Raw genomic sequence first — 16,266 nt, 5'->3', positions numbered from 1 at the left:
CCGCCGCAATCCCTCATCGCCGGGCCGGATCATTGCCCCGCGCCCGTATTCCCGATCCCGCCTGACCCTGCGCCGCATGCTTGCCATGATGGCCGCCGGCCTGGCGTTTGCCGTGCTGCCGGCGGCCGGCAATGCGACGGAATTCGAGGGCCTGCGCTTTGAAGATGCCGCGCGCGTGGCCGGCAAGGAACTGCAGCTCAATGGCACCGCGCTGCGTTCGGGGCTGCTGCTCAGGGGTTACGTGGCAGCGCTGTACCTGCCCGAGAAAGCGCGCAACGCCACCGTGGTGCTTGGCACGCCCGGGACCAAGCGGTTGCAGCTTCGCATGCTGCGGGAAGTGGATCCCGCGGAATTCGCCAAAGCGTTGCAGAAGGGCATGCGTGACAACCACAGCGAACTGCAGATGCAGATGCTGTCCGCCCGGCTGGCCCAGTTCGAACGCACCATCGACCAGGTCGGGACGGCCCGCAAGGGCGACGTGATCAATCTCGACTTCTCACCGGATGCCGGGACCGTGGTCGCCATCAATGGCACCCCGCGCGGCCGCCCGATTCCCGGCGAAGACTTCTACCAGGCCGTACTGCGCGTCTTCCTCGGCGAACACCCCGTGGACCGGGACGTCAAGCGCGGCCTGCTGGGCGGCTGAGCCGCCGGACCAGACGTTGCCACCGCCGTCCCGCCACCTGCGGGAAAGCGGTGGTGTTTTCTGCCGGGCACCACCCCCGCCCGGACTTTCCTGACGGGAGACCTGATCTCATGCAAGCTGGCAAAATCGCTTTGACCCTGGCCCTGGCCACCGCGGCCTCCATCGCGCAAGCGCAGAGCTTTCCGAGCAAGCCGATCCGCCTGATCATTCCGTTCGCGCCGGGCGGCACCACCGACATCGTCGGCCGTGGCGCCGCCGACCAGATGAGCCGCATCCTGGGCCAGCCGGTCGTGGTCGAGAACCGCGCCGGCGGCGGCGGCTCGATCGGCGCCGACGCCATCGCCAAGGCCGCGCCCGACGGCTACACCATCGGCATCTCCACGGTGTCGACCATGGCCGTGAACCCGGCTTGCAACCCGAAGCTGTCGTACGACCCGATCAAGGACTTCAAGCCCATCACCAACCTGGCCAACGTGGCCAACGTGATCGCGGTGAACCCGAACTTCCCGGCCAAGAACTACAAGGAATTCCTGGCCGTGCTGAAGGCCAACCCGGGCAAGTATTCGTTCGCCACATCGGGTACCTGCGCGTTCGGACATATGCTGGGCGAGCAGTTCAAGGTCTCGACCAAGACTTTCATGGTGCATATCCCGTACCGTGGCGCGGGCCCGGCGCTGAATGACGTGCTGGCCGGCCAGGTGCCGATCATGGTGGACAACCTGCCGTCGTCGATGCCCTACATCAAGGCCGGCAAGCTGCGCCCGATCGTGGTGGCATGGAACAAGCGGCTGGATTCTCTGCCCGATGTGCCGACGTTCGGGGAGATGGGGCTGAAGGAACCGAATGACCCGGCCTGGTATGGCCTGGTGGCGCCGGCCGGCACGCCGGATGACGTCATCAAGAAGCTGAATGAAGCTGCCGTCAAGGCCCTGCAGGACAAGGGGTTCCAGGAGCGTCTGCGCGCCGCCGGCGCCGAACCTTCGGGCAATACGCCTGCGCAGCATGCGGCGGAGATTAAGAAGGAATTCGATAAGATGAAGAATCTTGTGAAGGTGCAGAATATTAAGTTGGAGCAGTGAGGGTGGTGTGAGATCTGCCGGGTCTCACGCGCGGATGGGCCGCCTGCGGGCGGCCCTTTTCCGTGGTATTGGCGGGGTTGTCGTGCTTGGCAGGCGTGGCTGTTTCGCCGGCGTAGCCGGCGAGTCACTTTTGTCTCGCGACAAAAGTAACCAAAAACGCGTTTTCGTGGCTGACGAACGGGCCGAGGTGGTGAAGACGGTACAGGGTAAAACGCATTAAAATCCGGACTTCGCGCTTCCCGCCACTGCCATGCCCGCCAATTTCGACGCCATCCTCCCCGCACCCTTCGGCAAGGTCGGCGTGCGCACCGACGGCGAGCGGATCGTGGAGACCTTCTATCTGCCTGACACCGCGGAGTTGCTGGCGCCGCGCCATGAGGTGGTGCTGCGCCTGCAGGCGGAACTCGAGGCGTACTACGCCGACCCCGATGCGCGCTTCGACGTGCCGCTGGCCATTGCCGGAACCGCTTTCCAGCGACAGGTCTGGCAGGCCATCTGCACGGTACCGCGCGGCGGGCTCACCACCTACGGCGACGTCGCCCGCAAGCTCGGCAGTGTGCCGCGCGCGGTCGGCCAGGCCTGCGGGCAGAATCCGCTGCCGATCGTGATCCCGTGCCATCGCGTGGTTTCGGCCAGCGGTATCGGCGGCTTCGCCCATCATGCCGAGGACGGCTTCCACCTGGAAGTGAAACGCTGGCTGCTGCGCCACGAAGGCGCCATGCTGTTATGAAGCGCCCCGCCGGTACCAGCCGGACGACACGCAAGCCGCGCACGGTGCATGCCGACGCGGATGCCGTAGCGCTCGATGCCGCCATCGCGCCCGAACTCGACCTGGTCAGCCGCTTCTGCGACGCGCTGTGGCTCGAGGACGGCCTCTCGCGCAACACCATGGACGCCTACCGGCGCGACCTGTCCATGCTGGCGCGCTGGCTGCACCAGGCTGGCAACGGCGGCCTGCTGGCGGCTGGCGACACCGAGCTGAACGCCTATTTCCTCGCCCGCCACCCCGAGACCCGCGCCTCGTCTTCGAACCGCCGCCTCGCCGTGTTCCGCCGCTTCTACCAGTGGGCGCTGCGCGAGCAGATGATCCAGGCCGATCCGTGCATCCTGCTGCGCCCGGCCAAGCAGCCCCCGCGCGTGCCCAAGACGCTCTCCGAAGCCCACGTGGAAGCCCTGCTCGAAGCGCCCGATACCAGCACGCCGCTCGGCCTGCGCGACCGCACCATGCTCGAGCTGATGTACGCGAGCGGGCTGCGCGTGTCGGAACTGACGCAGATGAAGACCGTGGAAATCGGCCTGAACGAAGGCGTGGCGCGCGTGGTCGGCGGCAAGGGCGACAAGGAGCGCCTGGTGCCATTCGGCATGCAGGCCGGCGACTGGCTGCGGCGCTACCTTGGCGGCGCGCGGCCCACGCTGCTTGCCGGCCGGGCCTGCGACGCGCTGTTCGTTACGCAGCGCGGCGAGGGCATGACGCGCCAGGCCTTCTGGCACCTGATCAAGCGCCATGCGCGCGATGCCGGCATCGACGTGCCGCTGTCGCCGCACACCTTGCGCCATGCGTTTGCCACGCACCTGCTCAACCATGGCGCCGACCTGCGCGTGGTACAGCTGCTGCTGGGCCACGCCGACATTTCCACGACACAGATCTACACCCACGTGGCGCGCGAACGGCTGCGCGAGCTGCACCAGCAGCACCATCCGCGCGGATAGTGTCCTGTTGTCCCGTATCGCTGCACCCCGACATGAGCAAATCGAAACATATCTCGGAAACCCCGGCCACCCAGTTCCTGCGCCGGCAGGGCGTCGCCTTCGGCGAGCATCCGTACGAATACGTCGACCACGGCGGCACCGGTGAATCGGCACGCCAGCTCGGCGTACCCGAACATGCCCTACACATTAGTTACGCCGGCATGGACAATCTAGCATCGCACATTGGATAACTACGCTCGCGTCAAAAAATTGTACGAGCGAGCTGCTCCATCCTTATACGCCAAGGTTCAGCTGGACTGCAATGGCCCACCTGCAACAACTCCTCAAGAAGTATTCCTCGGGGCATTTACTTCTGTTGAGAGATTGACAGTCAAACATACTGCGGCGCTTTGGCGCTCTGTCTACGACGAGAACAACGTGGCGCCCTATGAGATCGCAAGCGGGTACCCAACAAGGAGCTAGAGGTGACAAGAGATGATCTGGGCGAAGCACTCCCTGTCAGACTGCCGCGTAGCCCGTGGAAAACACGCTACTTTATTGATACAGAATTCACTGACTTTAAGGCTAGCCAACTCATTAGTGTGGCAATTGTGGGGGAGGATGGACGCGAGTTCTATGGGGAGTCTTCGGACTTTGAGTTGTCATTGTGCAATGACTTCGTGCGCGACGTCGTGCTGCCTCAACTCGGTCAATTTCCAGGCCGGTCCATGTCGCTGGCAAAGCTCAGCGAACAACTATGGGCGTGGCTTTTGAATGTACCGCTCAAGCCCAAGCCTGTTCTCTGCTATGACTCCAACTGTGATTACGAGCTTGTCACCCATTTGCTCGGGGGAGGGTTGCCGCGCGGGTGGAAGCATGAGAACGTGTTTTTGAAGATCGATGCCGAACGCTTCGCGAAGCACGTCGCGACACATGGCGGCGAGCATCACGCGCTGTACGACGCTCGCGCCAATGCTTTTGCGTTTCGCTAGCTCATTGTTTTCGCTATTTCATCCAACATCCAGCCATGCCGCCCACTCGGCGAAATACGCTGCCACGTTTGCTGGTTTGGAAAAATCAAGCAGAAAAAACGGGCCTCCTCGAAGCGCGAAATATTTAAATATTTCCTTCCTTACACAGGTCAAAATTTCCGGTGTCGCGGCTTCATTCATATCAGCACCTGCAGCATCCCAGATCTCTCTGCGGTAGAGACATGTGTCAAGGTCCCCATCGTCCTTAGCCCCACGAGCGATATAGCCGTAGACGACCTTCCCGTGCAATACAAAAGAAGTCTGCTCCAGGGCACATTGGTTGTCGAGCCACTTGAATCCAATTGCAGCTGCTTCCTGCAGGTCGTTGGAGAAGAACCAAGCATCCCGATCATCAACGTCTTCGACTGCGTATACCGGAAATCCGAAGCGTGCCCAGTGGTAAATCAGCTCGACTGGATGACGGCATACTGCTCTGCCCAGAGGACTAACCACCGGCGGGATATCGGTAACTACTCCTCCACGGCTCTGAGCCGCGTTCTCGGCGTAGTGACTCGCCTTGCCAGCAAGTCCGGGGGCATCACTCGTTTCCGTTGCTCGTTTTTCCATGCCGCTACCGTTCAAGAAGTTCTTACTTCGCGCGCGAGGCAACCCTTCTTCCGAAAATCAGGTCTCCAGGAGTCCAAACTACCTATTCGGACTTGCGCGCGTATTAGATGAATGCTCGGAGTGCGTGGCTGCGCTTTTGGGCGCGAACGGTTGCGCCAGAGCCTTGCCCACGCCTTGGAGAGCACAAGCCTCCAAACCGGAGGCGCAGCCGAGCGAAGTCGGTCTTCGCTTTCACAGCTTAGATTCTACGAATTTCGTAGGGAAACGCAATGTCGAATCTACGATATTCGCAGGATGGGAAAAACGGAGCCGATCACCGTATTCGGGCGCCGCCTGCGTCGAGCAAGGCGGCTTGCCCGCATTCCCCAAGATAAGCTGGGCGTCGCTATCGGCCTGGACGAAACTACTGCCAGCGCTCGTATCAGCCGGTATGAAACGGGCGTACACGAACCGTCGTTCGAAATCGCAAGAAAGCTTGCAGCAGTGCTGAAAGTCCCAACAGCCTATTTGTATTGCGACCAGGACGAACTCGCGGAGTTTCTTCTCGCTTGGCCACATCTAACTAGGACTGAGAAGAAGGAAATTGGGCACATCGTGGAGAACCGGCCGTCTTCGCGGACCTGACCAAAAGGCGCCCCAAAAATGAAGCCCCTTGCCCTCTTGCCTTTCAACCTGCCAGTACGCCTCTCCCATCACTGGGTCGACTCAATTTGCGTGGAAGCTTGAGCCTAAGGGGCACGCGTACCGCTAACAAATTCCGTTCACGCGCCCTTCAAGACACTGCGGCTAACGGGGTGGCCGCCAGCGAAATCCGGCCAGGAATAGCCCTCGACATTCTCGTCTAGATTGCACACAGCTCGAGCAGTAGAGGTCAATCGGCTGCACCGTTGTGAAGCCTCGACTAAGGCGCTAAGTATGCTGGAATGCCGTATGTTTCGAAACGATGCCTCGCTCAGCCCAGACAATGGCATAGCATTGGGAAGACAGACATGGACCGCACACCAAAACTGCAAGGGCCTAAGAGACAGCACTACCTGCCCCGCATGTACCAGAAGGGGTTCGCTACCGAGGGGGGAGTAGCCGTATTTAATCGTCATACCGGGAACACGAGGCGTCAGACGGTGGAGAACACTGGTCTAGAAACGCATATATATACCTTCGAGGACGAACAAGGGCGCCGGCGATATGAGATTGAAGAGATGCTCTCGCAGGTCGAAGCCGGGCTGGCGGACGCAATCCCTCGATTCGAAGCCGCAAAGGGCTATACGGATACCGATGTGGAGTTCTTGATCAGCTTCATCAGCTTCGCGGAGTTACGAACACCTGGCGCTATGACCGAGGCGAAGCGAGTGAAGGCCGGCTTCGTTGATGTCGTAGCTCAGGTCGCCACAGAATCCGTGGAGCGGACGATGAAGCTGCTCGCCGCTATGTACCGCGACAAGGGGCAACACCGCACGCAAGACGAACTTCTAGCGGAGGCAGAGGGGCTCGTGAAGTTCGTTCGCGGTGGCCAGTACGATATCGAAGTGGATCCACAAGCGGCTCTAATGGACAACCTCCGCCTGTGGCAGGCAACCGTCGACTCGCTGATACACAGAGATCTGCAGATTATCAGACCAATCGATCCTCAATCGCGGTACGTGACCTCCGACTCGCCTGTGGTGTTGGAATCCCGCTTCGGCGACAACCACGTTGGCTTCGGTTCAGACGAGGCCATGATTCTTTTCCCACTGACGGCTACCTGCCTGATCTCGCTGACCGGCAATAAGGGACGCCGAGGCACTGGTATCGCACGCCCGGAGCAGGTGGACCACATGAACGACGTGCTAGCGCTAAACGCCGACCGATACATCATCAGTGGCGATGACGACGGCCTACGACGCTTGGTGGAACGGCTTCAGCTCGCGAAAACGAGACGCGCTCCGAAGCATGTCGTCGGCCGGTTCCCAACTGAAGACGGCGCCCTTGCATTCGTGCAACGGGTCCTGCCCCACCGATCGCCACCTGTGAAAATCGATCAGGACGACCCTGCCTGGGCCTCCGGTTCGTCGTCAGCGACTGGCTGCGACACTAGGAACTGCTGATCGTACCCACTCTTCGCACTGCTCCACCCATCGCGCTCTCGGGAGTAGTCCGCCCAGAACTGCTGCAGGTCGGGCAACGTCGTGCTGAGCGCAAGCGGTGCATCAAGGTGCTGCGTTACGTTGTACTGCGGCGTTGCGACTACTTGAGAGCGGTCGCTATCATAGAAGATCGCGGTCGAGATAAAGTTGCAGACTTGGCAGAGGATTCTCAGCGACTCGTCGATGTCGTTGTAGGTCGGGAGCTCAATGCCATCGGTGAGATGCTCAGCGTGAGCAATCACTTTGTCCGTGTACGTCGTCACGCGGCGGATCGCATCGGACTTCAGCGCTGCGGACAGCTTGTCCAGAACCAATAGGCTGATTAACTGCGAAGGATCACGCCCTTCGCCGTCGCATAGTTGGTCGAATCGCTGATGCTTGAACTGCGAGTGAACCCAATCGATGTGGCCGCGGTGAACCGCGCCCGTGTTATCGACCCCGGCCTCGACGACTTCGCGTAGATACTTCTCCTTGTCCGCCTCCCAATCGTACGGATCGCCGCCAGCCTCGACATAGTGACGCCGCGTCAGAAGCTCATGGCCGCCGCGCAAACGCGCAATGATTCCTGCCAGTGAACCCGCGCGCTTGTCTTTATCGACTAGCCGCCTGATTCCAGTGGCAAGCAGCGATGCATGACCTGCGGCCGTCAGGCGCCACGCTACGCCACTGACGGCCCTCCCTTCTTCGATACGCCTCGCCTCGTTCAACATCCGGAAGACGGCGTCAGAGAGGAAAAGGCTTCTTAGCTGGGAGGCGACGGAGCTAACCTGCTTGCCCGACAGATGCTCTAGGCACGCAGACCGGAGTTCGTCGTAGAGTTTCATGCGGGCCTGCGCCTTTCGATCATTCGTCATCGGAGCACGCAAAGGAATATATGAGATTCAGGAATCTAGCACGCGACAACGCCACCCAGGGCGACGGCCTGCTCAACCCACAGAATCACGTCATAGCCGGTACCGCGCCCGTCGTCTCCAGGTCATGGTCGAGACTAAGATCGGTGACTGTTCCCATTTTGAGCGCCTAAATGCAGCGGGTCGCCTTCTGCCCTACGGGGGTCGGTCCGCGAGGAACATCCGGCTGGCCGCATGCGGCCACTTCCAGTCATTTGCTTGAGCTCCTGGAATGGTACTCGAACGTCAGGTTCAATCGGATAGCGGACCCACGACCGCGCGCGCCGTACATTCAAGCGACACGTCAACATCATTCGACTGCCACGCGCGATGAAACCAGCCAGAACCCGCGCCGGCAGGTAGACAGTTGCGAACGTTCAACATGTCCGCGCTTATCAACAACGACTACTTCAAAGCCATACGGCTGCTGTACAACAACCAGCACTTCATCTCATGCCTGAAACTGCTAATGTCGTTCCTCGACACCATCGCTTACGTCGAGTTCGGCGATCGTCCACCGCGTGAGACGCCGGTGTTCGTCGATTGGCTGCGAACTTTCGCCGACCCGGATCCGGCAGATGCAACGCCCGAGGAACTGTGGGAGTTCCGCAACAGCCTGCTGCACATGTCCAATCTTGAGTCTCGGAAAGTGGCCGCCGGCAAGGTGGCGAAGTTGACACCCTACGTCGGCGCCCAAGGCTACCCGCCGAGCGCCGATCCGCTCACGAAGTACATCAACATTAGCAAACTCATTGAAGCGGTCGCGGCTGCGATCCAGCGGTGGATCGTGTCGTACAACGAACACCCGGAGAAGATGACGACGTTCGTGCAGCGCTACGACCGTGTTGTGTCCGACGACCGTCGGGCCATCATTCCGATGCCATCCAAAGATTCATCCCGGCAAGACGCAGTTGAAGCCGGATGACCGCAGCCTTTGGCTCCATTCGGGGTCGCCGTTGCCAGATGCCAAGCCGAGCTACTGCTCCTCGGTACAATCGCTGACAGACCGACCTACCCAGAGCGAACAACATGGCAACCCTGTCCTCGATTGAAAAACGAAAACTCGAACGTCTGCTCGGCATGAACAACGGCTATGTTCTCGACTTCTCCGACCGCACGTTTTCCATTTTCTTCGAAGAGCACACAGGGCTCGACATTGACGAAGCCAAATACCGGACGAATATGAGTTCTGGTTCCAAAGCCAACCGAATGCGCGGCTTTTGGATGATTGAGCCGGACCACGTCGTCGCCAAAGTGCTCGTCGCGATGATCGAGCACGCGAGCGAGTATGAATGCTTGCCGGCGGACATGGACAACTCCCTGCTCGTCGACGTTCAAAAGATCGTCGACCGGCTCCACCAGAATTCGGCGAGCCCGCTCCCGGAAGTCGACGCGTTCACGGCCAGCGTCAACGACCTAGACTTTGAAGCCGCGGCGAAGCACATCCGGACGGCGATCGACCAAAACGAGCCGGCCACTGCGCTCGATCGACTGCATGTGTTCACGATCAAGTTTTTGCGTACACACTGCGAGCGCCGCGGCATCGAGGTGAACAGGGACAAGCCGCTGCACAGCCTGATGGGCGAGTACGTCAAAGCGGTTCGGGCGGCCGGTCTGCTCGAGTCCGAGATGACCGACCGCATCTTGCGCAGCAGCATCAGTGTCCTGGAGGCGTTCAACGACGTACGTAACAACAAGAGCCTGGCGCACGATAACCCGATCCTGAACCACAGCGAAGCAGTTCTGATCTTCAGCCACGTTGGCGCGTCAATCCGGTTCATCCGCGCACTGGAAGGTCGGGCGACCGCACGACAGCGCTAAATGGCATCGAACAGACTGTGGTTCGGCGAGGCCCATGATCGGTCGGTCGAATCATGTGTCATGATCTGACCGAGCCGAGAGCCGTTGTATCTTGGAAGCGGTCGTTGACGGACACCGGGTCAACGGGCAGAAATGGGTCGTTCAGAGAGACTGCGGTGCCCTGATGCCGGCCATGACCGAGGCCGGCTGCTTGAGACACTGTCCGATGTCACGTTAGCTACGGGGAGACCGTGAACACCGGCGAGGCGGCTTTTCTCAGGTCATAGTGGCCAGAGCTGCCGCTTTTCACGCGTCGTCGCAACGTGGGACTACCCCATTCATCGGGGAAAAGTCGATGCTATGGCTTGAACGAGCAAGCCACATTGAACCATCGACATATGCGATTGCGCTCCACGGTGGAGTCAATTGCCTGAGACGTCATCCTGACCTGTTCCCACGGATGAAACTTTGCGCTGCCGGCTGCCTCCTTCACCAAGATTCCCTTATCTAGCTGGCGTAGGATGGTGACTGGAATGACTTGCGATGAATCGGTCAAAATTAGTTGAACATTTGGTTTTTGTGCGAGTTGTTCGATTCCTTTTCCATACCCAAAGAAGTACATAAAGAAACTTATTGGTAACACCACGACAAGTGCGCGACGGAATTCCGGATGAAAACTGTCTGCCACTGCCGTATGAGAAAATGCCCACCGAATAATTTCAAATGTCATTATCGGCGCGGCAAACCACATACCTTTTGCGAAAGCATCGCCGAAAAGTGAGTGAGCGAATATTATTGCAATTGCAATGATCACAAAAAACTTATAGGGCAACCTCCGGAACCTAGCAACACGCTCCGGGTTCTTTGATGTCCTAACTATCTCTTCCTCAGTAAGTCCACCTTCGATACGACGAGTGAACAACTCCATATAGATGTATGTGATGAAAGCTGTGAGAGCCAAAGGGACCCAAAGCAACGCATCTCGGACATGGTCAGCCATCGTGGTCGGCACATCAGCGAAGTTAAGACCGAGTGCCTGTAGATAGCCGTAATCAAACAAGACAGATAGGCAGAATATTCCTGCGGTTAGAGACGCCACCGTTCCGCCAAGATCGTTCAGCGCGATCTTCGAGATTTCACTGCTTTTCATTCTTTGACCCCGGAGTTCCCGATCTCGCAGTGTACGCGATAGCAAACCGCCTCTCTAGCAAGCGGCTAAAGTACTCCCCGCACAAACGGCCACACTTTCCGGCTGTGTGGGTGATCCACAAGAGAAAGTTGTGACCAGATGACTGCTACAGCAAGGATTTGCTAGTGACCAGTCATCTCGAATGGCTGTAGTACTTTTGCTACCGGCCTATTGGTCAACGGTGGCACGGAGGGCCGCAACGGGTCGACTACGGCCCCACGTGGACAGGTCCGGGGCGAGCACCTGAGGGGGGCAGTGTCAGGCCGTAGTCGGCCAGTTTCGGCCATCCAGCCTTACACCGTCGGACGACCGAGTCGGCCGAAGCGCGGTCATTGGCTCAGGAAGGGTCAACGGCCGAAGCCGGCGCTGAACTGCCGTCTAGTTAGGGGATCCTCTCGATCTTGTGTAAGCGCGACTAATCCGCTCCCTCAGGCACGCCGCATCAGGCTGAAGCTCTGAGCACTCGGACCCCGATCGGGCAAGCTCGCCAGGAACAATGCAAGCGGGGCGACGTCTTCGGGCTCCTTGACCCATTCGTTTGGTATTAGAGCGAGGCCACTCGTCAAGTCTGTCTTGACCGGCCCGGGAATCAATTCATTGACGCTGATGTTGTCCTCCTCCAGTTCCACCGCCAAGGACTCAATCAACATCCACAGTCCGCTCTTCGAGCACGAGTATGCCGAAGAGTTAGGCCGAGGCCGCTTCCTGTGGCCGGAGCCGATCATGATGATCTTTCCCCCGCCACGCCGCCGCAGGTAAGGAATGGCGGCGTGCGCAGTATGGTAGGCGCCGATCAGATTGACATCGATGGTCTTGCGCCACAGCGCGGGGTCACTATCGGCAATCTTGCCCTGTCCCAAGGCTACACCCGCGCTCCCGACGACAATATCGACCCCGCCGAAGGCTTCCTCGGCCCGACAGAAAAGGACTGAGACGGAGGCGTAGTCCGCCACATCGGCGACATGAGCAATAGCCCGGCCGCCCGCTGCTTGAATCAACGCGGCGGTTTCTTGAATATCCGCTTCGCGTCGAGCACTGCAAACCACTGCCGCGCCGGCCCGGGCATAGGCCAGCGCAATGGCGCACCCGATGCCGCGGCCCGCTCCAGTGATCACTGCGACCTTGCCCTGCAGGAATTTGCCTTCGATCTGGCTCACTTAAGCTCTCCTTTAGGTTGCAATCTGGCTTGTCAAAGTTGGAAACACGTTCAGATCAGGGTTGAATATTGAACGTCTTACGATGTTGGCACGGCGGCCGAATTCGGCTTTCAGCGCGTGGCTAAGTTGCGGCAAGGTCTGGGACGGTACGGGTTCCATGCCCTGCATCACGAACCGCTTCTGCACCTGATCGTGGCGGTTGGCCTGAACTATTCCGACACCTATTTCCGCAACTGCGCGTACCCAGTACCGCTTCCCAATGGCATGGGCGTGGAAGCGTCCGGCATTGTCCATGCCGTCGCTCAGGATGTGACCAATGTGGCGGTCGGTGACCGCGTGACCTATACCGGCTTCATCAACACGCTGGGCCATTTTCGATTCGTCAGGCGAGGGATGCGCTAGCTTGGCGCATCGCGTACTTCCATCCGAGCTCCGCCAGTGGGATCGCCTTGCGGCCGGTTTCCACCGCGTCGGCTGCGGCAGCATTGCCGCTCCTTGCCCGCTGGGCAATGCCATGCATAATGGCGGCGAGCCGGAACAGGTTGTAGGCGAGGTAGAAGTCCCAATGCTCGATGCCTTGGGCGCCACAGCCGCGCCCGTACCATTGCAGGTAGGTCGCCTCGTCGGGAATACCCAGCGCCTGCAGGTCGAGGCCTCCGATGCCGCGCCAGAGGTCGGCGGGGATGTGCCAACTAATGCAGTGATAGGCGAGGTCCGCGAGGGGATGCCCGAGCGTCGAGAGTTCCCAGTCCAGCACGCCGAGCACGAGCGGCTCGGTGGGATGGAAGACGAGATTGTCGAGCCGGTAGTCGCCATGCACCAAGGAGGTTGGATCGTCCTCCGGAATGTGGTGTGGCAGCCAGTCGACCAGCGCCGCCAGCGCAGGATTGCCGTCCATGCCGGTCTCCCGGCATTGGTTCGTCCATCGCCGCACCTGTCGCGCAATATAGCCGCCGGTCTTGCCATAGTCGCCGAGCCCAGCGGCCCGATAGTCGACCCTGTGCAGGGCAGCGATGACGCGGTTCATCTCGCGGTACACATCGGCGCGCTGCGCGGAGGACAGGCCGGGCAGGGATTGGTCGAACATCACCCGTCCCTGCAGGAACTCCATAACATAGAACGGGCTGCCGACGAGGGACGCATCCTCGCAATAGAGGAACGTGCGTGGCACCGGCACGTCGCTGCCCTGCAGCGCTTCCATGACACGGTACTCGCGGTCGATGGCATGCGCCGACGATACCAGGTGACCTTGCGGCTTCGTCCGCAGGACATATTGGCGCGGACCGCAGGCGATCCGGTAGGTCGGATTGGACTGCCCACCGGCGAAGCGTTCGACACTCAGCACGGGACGGTCGATCAGACCGTGGGCGAGTAGGTAGTGAGCCAGGGCGCTGCTGTCGAATTGGGTCGGGCCGCCGGCATTCGCCGCCGGCGGGTCGGTGACTTGCATGGTCATTTCCTCGTAAAGGCGTGGGCGGCGCTCAGATTGAGCTGATGGAGTGGCCGCCATCGACGGCCAGGACAGTGCCGGTCATGTAGTCCGAGGCGCTGGAGGCGAGCAGCAGCAGGGCCCCGTCGAGCTGGGACGGACGCCCGAGACGGCGCTGCGGAATCCGCTTAATCCGCGCCTGACCCCTGTCGGTCTCGAAGAAGCTCCGGTTGATGTCCGTCTCGAAGTAACCAGGCGCCAGCGCGTTGATGCGGATGTCATGGCGCGCCCATTCCAGCGCCAGCGAGCGCGTCAGGTGAATAAGTCCCGCCTTGGCCGCCGTGTAAGCCGGCACCTGCTGGGCGACGCGCAGTCCGAGGATGGACGCGATATTGACGATGCTGCCGCCGGTGCCCGCCTCGCGCATCATCCTGGCGGCGCATTGCGCGACCCGCCAAGCGCCGTTGAGGTTGGTGTCGATGACGGTTTGCCAGTCGTCCTCGCTCACCTCCAGTGCCGGCGCGGTTGACGCGATGCCGGCGCTGTTGATAACGATCCCGATGGGTCCCAGCTCGCGCTGCGCAGCCTCGAAGGCGGCCTGTACCGATGCTGGGTTTCGCACGTCGAGTGCGACGACGCAGCCTATCGCGCCCTGCTCGCGCAGTTCTGCCAGCAGGGTTTCGCCCTCCGCTACGCGCCGGCCGGCCAGCGTGACATGGCAGCCGGCACGCGCCAGCGTCTTCGCGAAGTGCTTGCCGAGTCCACCAAATGCGCCGGTGACGAGGGCGACCTTGCCTTGGAGGTCGGCAAACGGATGGGGCGGGGTTGCGGGGCGCAGCATGTTGTCTCCCTGAATGTTTGGCATGAATTTCGGTTCCGTTGTCAAGCGGCCTTGAGCATGTCCTCGACTACCTTCTTGGCGTCGCCGAACACCATCATGGTCTTGTCCATGTAGAACAGTTCGTTGTCCAGCCCGGCGTAGCCGGCGGCCATCGAGCGCTTGTTCACGATGATGGTCTTGGCCTTGTAGGCTTCCAGGATCGGCATGCCGGCGATCGGCGAGTTCGGATCGGTCTTGGCCGCCGGGTTCACCACGTCGTTGGCGCCCAGCACCAGCACCACGTCGGCCTGGCCGAACTCGCTGTTGATGTCTTCCATCTCGAAGACCATGTCGTACGGCACTTCGGCTTCGGCCAGCAGCACGTTCATGTGGCCCGGCATGCGGCCCGCCACCGGGTGGATCGCGTACTTCACCGTCACGCCCTTCTCGTGCAGCTTCTCGGTCAGTTCCTTGAGTGCGTGTTGGGCGCGCGCTACGGCCAGGCCATAGCCCGGCACGATGATCACGGTCTCGGCGTTGCCCATCAGGAAGGCCGCGTCGTCGGCGGAGCCCGACTTGACCGGGCGCTGCTGCTGATCGCCCGCGCTCGCCGCCGCTGTCGCGCCGCCGAAGCCACCCAGCAGGACGTTGAAGAACGAGCGGTTCATCGCCTTGCACATGATGTACGAGAGGATGGCACCGCTTGAGCCCACCAGCGAGCCGGCGATGATCAGCATCGGGTTGTTCAGCGAGAAACCGATGCCGGCCGCCGCCCAGCCCGAGTACGAGTTCAGCATCGACACCACCACCGGCATGTCGGCACCGCCGATCGGGATGATGATCAACACGCCCAGCACGAAGGCAATGGCCAGCATCACCAGGAACGGCAGCCAGTCCTGCGTCATGAAGAACGCAATGCCGAAGCCGAGCATCGCCACCGCCAGCGCCAGGTTCAGCATGTGCTGGCCGGCGAACACCACCGGCGCACCCTGGAACAGGCGGAACTTGTAGCGCCCGGCCAGCTTGCCGAAGGCGATCACGGAGCCCGAGAACGTGATGGCACCGACGAAGCAGCCGATGAACAGTTCGATACGGTTGCCCGTCGGGATCTCATGCGAGCCCGCCGGCGCGATGCCGAAGGCCGAAGGCTCCGCCACGGCGGCCACGGCGATGAACACCGCGGCCAGACCGATCAGCGAGTGCATGGCCGCGACCAGTTCCGGCATCTTGGTCATCTCGACCTTCTTCGCCACGTAGGCGCCGATGCCGCCGCCGACCACCAGCGCGCCGAAGATCAGCGCCAGGCCCGAACCGACCGAGGACTGCGCCGTGCCGGCCGCCAGGAACTCGTTCTTGAGCTTGATGATCAGCACCAGCGTGGTGACCACGGCAATGGCCATGCCGATCATGCCGAAGGCATTGCCCTTGCGGGCCGAAGCCGGGTGCGAGAGCCCCTTGAGCGCCTGGATGAAGCAGACCGAGGCGACCAGGTAGAGCAGGGTGACAAGGTTCATGCTGACGAGTTCGGTCATCACGCACCTCCCTTGGTCTTGGGCTCTTTCTTCTTGAACATCTCCAGCATGCGCTGCGTCACCAGGAAGCCGCCGAACACGTTGACGGCGGCCAGGGCGACTGCCAGCGTGCCCATGATGCGGCCCGTGGCGCCCTCGGTCAGGCCGGCCGCCAGCATGGCGCCGACGATGATGATGGCCGAGATTGCATTGGTCACGGCCATCAGCGGGGTGTGCAGCGCGGGCGTGACCGTCCACACCACGTGGTAACCCACGTAGATCGCCAGCACAAAGATGATCAGGTTGATCACCGTGTGGTTCACCATTTCCATCGA

General features: G+C 60.9%; 17 protein-coding genes and 2 pseudogenes. 11 read left to right on the top strand and 8 right to left on the bottom strand.

What is annotated here, in order from left to right:
• The first annotated feature begins 88 nt into the window (after positions 1-88).
• From CupriaWKF_RS03230 to CupriaWKF_RS03205, 6 genes and pseudogenes are all read left to right on the top strand, one after another.
• Positions 89-646 carry a chalcone isomerase family protein gene (locus CupriaWKF_RS03230; protein ID WP_276100652.1) on the top strand — a complete coding sequence of 186 codons (558 nt, stop codon included), beginning with the start codon at positions 89-91 and terminating at the stop codon, positions 644-646.
• Positions 647-756: 110 nt separating this feature from the next.
• Entirely contained in the window at positions 757-1,725 is a 969-nt protein-coding gene (locus CupriaWKF_RS03225) for a tripartite tricarboxylate transporter substrate binding protein BugE (protein ID WP_276099596.1), read from the top strand.
• Between the two features lie 250 nt (positions 1,726-1,975).
• Positions 1,976-2,455 (top strand): methylated-DNA--[protein]-cysteine S-methyltransferase, encoded by a 480-nt coding sequence (locus CupriaWKF_RS03220; protein ID WP_276099595.1) that lies wholly within the window; start codon positions 1,976-1,978, stop codon positions 2,453-2,455.
• A complete protein-coding gene (gene xerD / locus CupriaWKF_RS03215; protein WP_276099594.1) occupies positions 2,452-3,435 on the top strand; it encodes a site-specific tyrosine recombinase XerD in 984 nt (327 codons plus the stop codon). The genes CupriaWKF_RS03220 and xerD overlap by 4 nt, the downstream gene beginning before the upstream one ends.
• Before the next feature lie 32 nt (positions 3,436-3,467).
• Positions 3,468-3,617: pseudogene (locus CupriaWKF_RS03210) on the top strand (Cys-tRNA(Pro) deacylase); the annotation flags it as partial.
• Positions 3,618-3,899: 282 nt separating this feature from the next.
• Positions 3,900-4,406, top strand: coding sequence for a 3'-5' exoribonuclease (locus CupriaWKF_RS03205; RefSeq protein ID WP_276099593.1), 507 nt, complete (start codon positions 3,900-3,902; stop codon positions 4,404-4,406).
• Between the two features lie 18 nt (positions 4,407-4,424).
• On the opposite strand, the gene CupriaWKF_RS03200 is transcribed toward CupriaWKF_RS03205, so the two are convergent.
• Positions 4,425-5,012: a transposase gene (locus tag CupriaWKF_RS03200; protein WP_276099592.1), complete on the bottom strand. Its 588-nt coding sequence runs from the start codon at positions 5,010-5,012 to the stop codon at positions 4,425-4,427.
• Positions 5,013-5,306: 294 nt separating this feature from the next.
• Between CupriaWKF_RS03200 and CupriaWKF_RS03195 the strand changes: the two genes are divergently transcribed.
• A complete protein-coding gene (locus CupriaWKF_RS03195) occupies positions 5,307-5,636 on the top strand; it encodes a helix-turn-helix transcriptional regulator (RefSeq protein WP_276099591.1) in 330 nt (109 codons plus the stop codon).
• Positions 5,637-6,001: 365 nt separating this feature from the next.
• Positions 6,002-7,096, top strand: coding sequence for a DUF4238 domain-containing protein (locus CupriaWKF_RS03190; protein ID WP_276099590.1), 1,095 nt, complete (start codon positions 6,002-6,004; stop codon positions 7,094-7,096).
• On the opposite strand, the gene CupriaWKF_RS03185 is transcribed toward CupriaWKF_RS03190, so the two are convergent.
• Positions 7,030-7,959 (bottom strand): hypothetical protein, encoded by a 930-nt coding sequence (locus CupriaWKF_RS03185; RefSeq protein WP_276099589.1) that lies wholly within the window; start codon positions 7,957-7,959, stop codon positions 7,030-7,032. The two genes, CupriaWKF_RS03190 and CupriaWKF_RS03185, sit on opposite strands and share 67 nt — an antisense overlap.
• Positions 7,960-8,407: 448 nt before the next feature.
• Here CupriaWKF_RS03185 and CupriaWKF_RS03175 point away from each other — a divergent pair, with 448 nt between their 5' ends.
• Entirely contained in the window at positions 8,408-8,950 is a 543-nt protein-coding gene (locus CupriaWKF_RS03175; RefSeq protein WP_276099588.1) for a hypothetical protein, read from the top strand.
• Positions 8,951-9,054: 104 nt separating this feature from the next.
• Positions 9,055-9,846: an abortive infection family protein gene (locus CupriaWKF_RS03170; protein WP_276099587.1), complete on the top strand. Its 792-nt coding sequence runs from the start codon at positions 9,055-9,057 to the stop codon at positions 9,844-9,846.
• A gap of 337 nt (positions 9,847-10,183) precedes the next feature.
• On the opposite strand, the gene CupriaWKF_RS03165 is transcribed toward CupriaWKF_RS03170, so the two are convergent.
• Both CupriaWKF_RS03165 and CupriaWKF_RS03160 read right to left on the bottom strand, forming a co-directional pair.
• Positions 10,184-10,975 (bottom strand): hypothetical protein, encoded by a 792-nt coding sequence (locus tag CupriaWKF_RS03165; RefSeq protein ID WP_276099586.1) that lies wholly within the window; start codon positions 10,973-10,975, stop codon positions 10,184-10,186.
• 467 nt (positions 10,976-11,442) lie between these two features.
• A complete protein-coding gene (locus CupriaWKF_RS03160) occupies positions 11,443-12,171 on the bottom strand; it encodes an SDR family NAD(P)-dependent oxidoreductase (protein WP_276099585.1) in 729 nt (242 codons plus the stop codon).
• 192 nt (positions 12,172-12,363) lie between these two features.
• Between CupriaWKF_RS03160 and CupriaWKF_RS03155 the strand changes: the two are divergent.
• Positions 12,364-12,546 (top strand): annotated as a pseudogene (locus CupriaWKF_RS03155) (alcohol dehydrogenase catalytic domain-containing protein); the annotation flags it as partial.
• A gap of 7 nt (positions 12,547-12,553) precedes the next feature.
• On the opposite strand, the gene CupriaWKF_RS03150 reads toward CupriaWKF_RS03155, so the two are convergent.
• From CupriaWKF_RS03150 to CupriaWKF_RS03135, 4 genes are read right to left on the bottom strand one after another with little or no spacing between them, the layout of a single operon-like run.
• The gene (locus tag CupriaWKF_RS03150; RefSeq protein ID WP_276099584.1) at positions 12,554-13,621 is read right to left on the bottom strand and encodes a phosphotransferase family protein; all 1,068 of its coding nucleotides are present in this window, start codon (positions 13,619-13,621) and stop codon (positions 12,554-12,556) included.
• A gap of 31 nt (positions 13,622-13,652) precedes the next feature.
• A complete protein-coding gene (locus tag CupriaWKF_RS03145; protein WP_276099583.1) occupies positions 13,653-14,465 on the bottom strand; it encodes an SDR family oxidoreductase in 813 nt (270 codons plus the stop codon).
• A gap of 17 nt (positions 14,466-14,482) precedes the next feature.
• Complete coding sequence (locus CupriaWKF_RS03140; RefSeq protein WP_276099582.1) at positions 14,483-15,952, bottom strand: NAD(P)(+) transhydrogenase (Re/Si-specific) subunit beta; 1,470 nt, start codon at positions 15,950-15,952, stop codon at positions 14,483-14,485.
• Entirely contained in the window at positions 15,952-16,263 is a 312-nt protein-coding gene (locus CupriaWKF_RS03135) for an NAD(P) transhydrogenase subunit alpha (RefSeq protein WP_276099581.1), read from the bottom strand. The genes CupriaWKF_RS03140 and CupriaWKF_RS03135 overlap by 1 nt, the downstream gene beginning before the upstream one ends.
• Between the last annotated feature and the right edge of the window lie 3 nt (positions 16,264-16,266).

Origin of the sequence: Cupriavidus sp. WKF15 (assembly GCF_029278605.1) — a bacterium.
Lineage (GTDB): Bacteria > Pseudomonadota > Gammaproteobacteria > Burkholderiales > Burkholderiaceae > Cupriavidus.
This window is presented reverse-complemented; position numbering and strand designations above follow the sequence as displayed.

Excerpts from the sequence above, each read along its gene's own strand:
- CupriaWKF_RS03230 (WP_276100652.1), top strand. The coding sequence starts at position 89 with ATGGCCGCCGGCCTGGCGTTTGCCGTGCTGCCGGCGGCCGGCAATGCG.
- CupriaWKF_RS03225 (WP_276099596.1), top strand. The coding sequence starts at position 757 with ATGCAAGCTGGCAAAATCGCTTTGACCCTGGCCCTGGCCACCGCGGCC.
- CupriaWKF_RS03220 (WP_276099595.1), top strand. The coding sequence starts at position 1,976 with ATGCCCGCCAATTTCGACGCCATCCTCCCCGCACCCTTCGGCAAGGTC.
- xerD (WP_276099594.1), top strand. The coding sequence starts at position 2,452 with ATGAAGCGCCCCGCCGGTACCAGCCGGACGACACGCAAGCCGCGCACG.
- CupriaWKF_RS03200 (WP_276099592.1), bottom strand. The coding sequence starts at position 5,012 with ATGGAAAAACGAGCAACGGAAACGAGTGATGCCCCCGGACTTGCTGGC.
- CupriaWKF_RS03195 (WP_276099591.1), top strand. The coding sequence starts at position 5,307 with ATGGGAAAAACGGAGCCGATCACCGTATTCGGGCGCCGCCTGCGTCGA.
- CupriaWKF_RS03190 (WP_276099590.1), top strand. The coding sequence starts at position 6,002 with ATGGACCGCACACCAAAACTGCAAGGGCCTAAGAGACAGCACTACCTG.
- CupriaWKF_RS03185 (WP_276099589.1), bottom strand. The coding sequence starts at position 7,959 with ATGAAACTCTACGACGAACTCCGGTCTGCGTGCCTAGAGCATCTGTCG.
- CupriaWKF_RS03175 (WP_276099588.1), top strand. The coding sequence starts at position 8,408 with ATGTCCGCGCTTATCAACAACGACTACTTCAAAGCCATACGGCTGCTG.
- CupriaWKF_RS03170 (WP_276099587.1), top strand. The coding sequence starts at position 9,055 with ATGGCAACCCTGTCCTCGATTGAAAAACGAAAACTCGAACGTCTGCTC.
- CupriaWKF_RS03165 (WP_276099586.1), bottom strand. The coding sequence starts at position 10,975 with ATGAAAAGCAGTGAAATCTCGAAGATCGCGCTGAACGATCTTGGCGGA.
- CupriaWKF_RS03150 (WP_276099584.1), bottom strand. The coding sequence starts at position 13,621 with ATGCAAGTCACCGACCCGCCGGCGGCGAATGCCGGCGGCCCGACCCAA.
- CupriaWKF_RS03145 (WP_276099583.1), bottom strand. The coding sequence starts at position 14,465 with ATGCCAAACATTCAGGGAGACAACATGCTGCGCCCCGCAACCCCGCCC.
- CupriaWKF_RS03140 (WP_276099582.1), bottom strand. The coding sequence starts at position 15,952 with ATGACCGAACTCGTCAGCATGAACCTTGTCACCCTGCTCTACCTGGTC.
- CupriaWKF_RS03135 (WP_276099581.1), bottom strand. The coding sequence starts at position 16,263 with ATGGAAATGGTGAACCACACGGTGATCAACCTGATCATCTTTGTGCTG.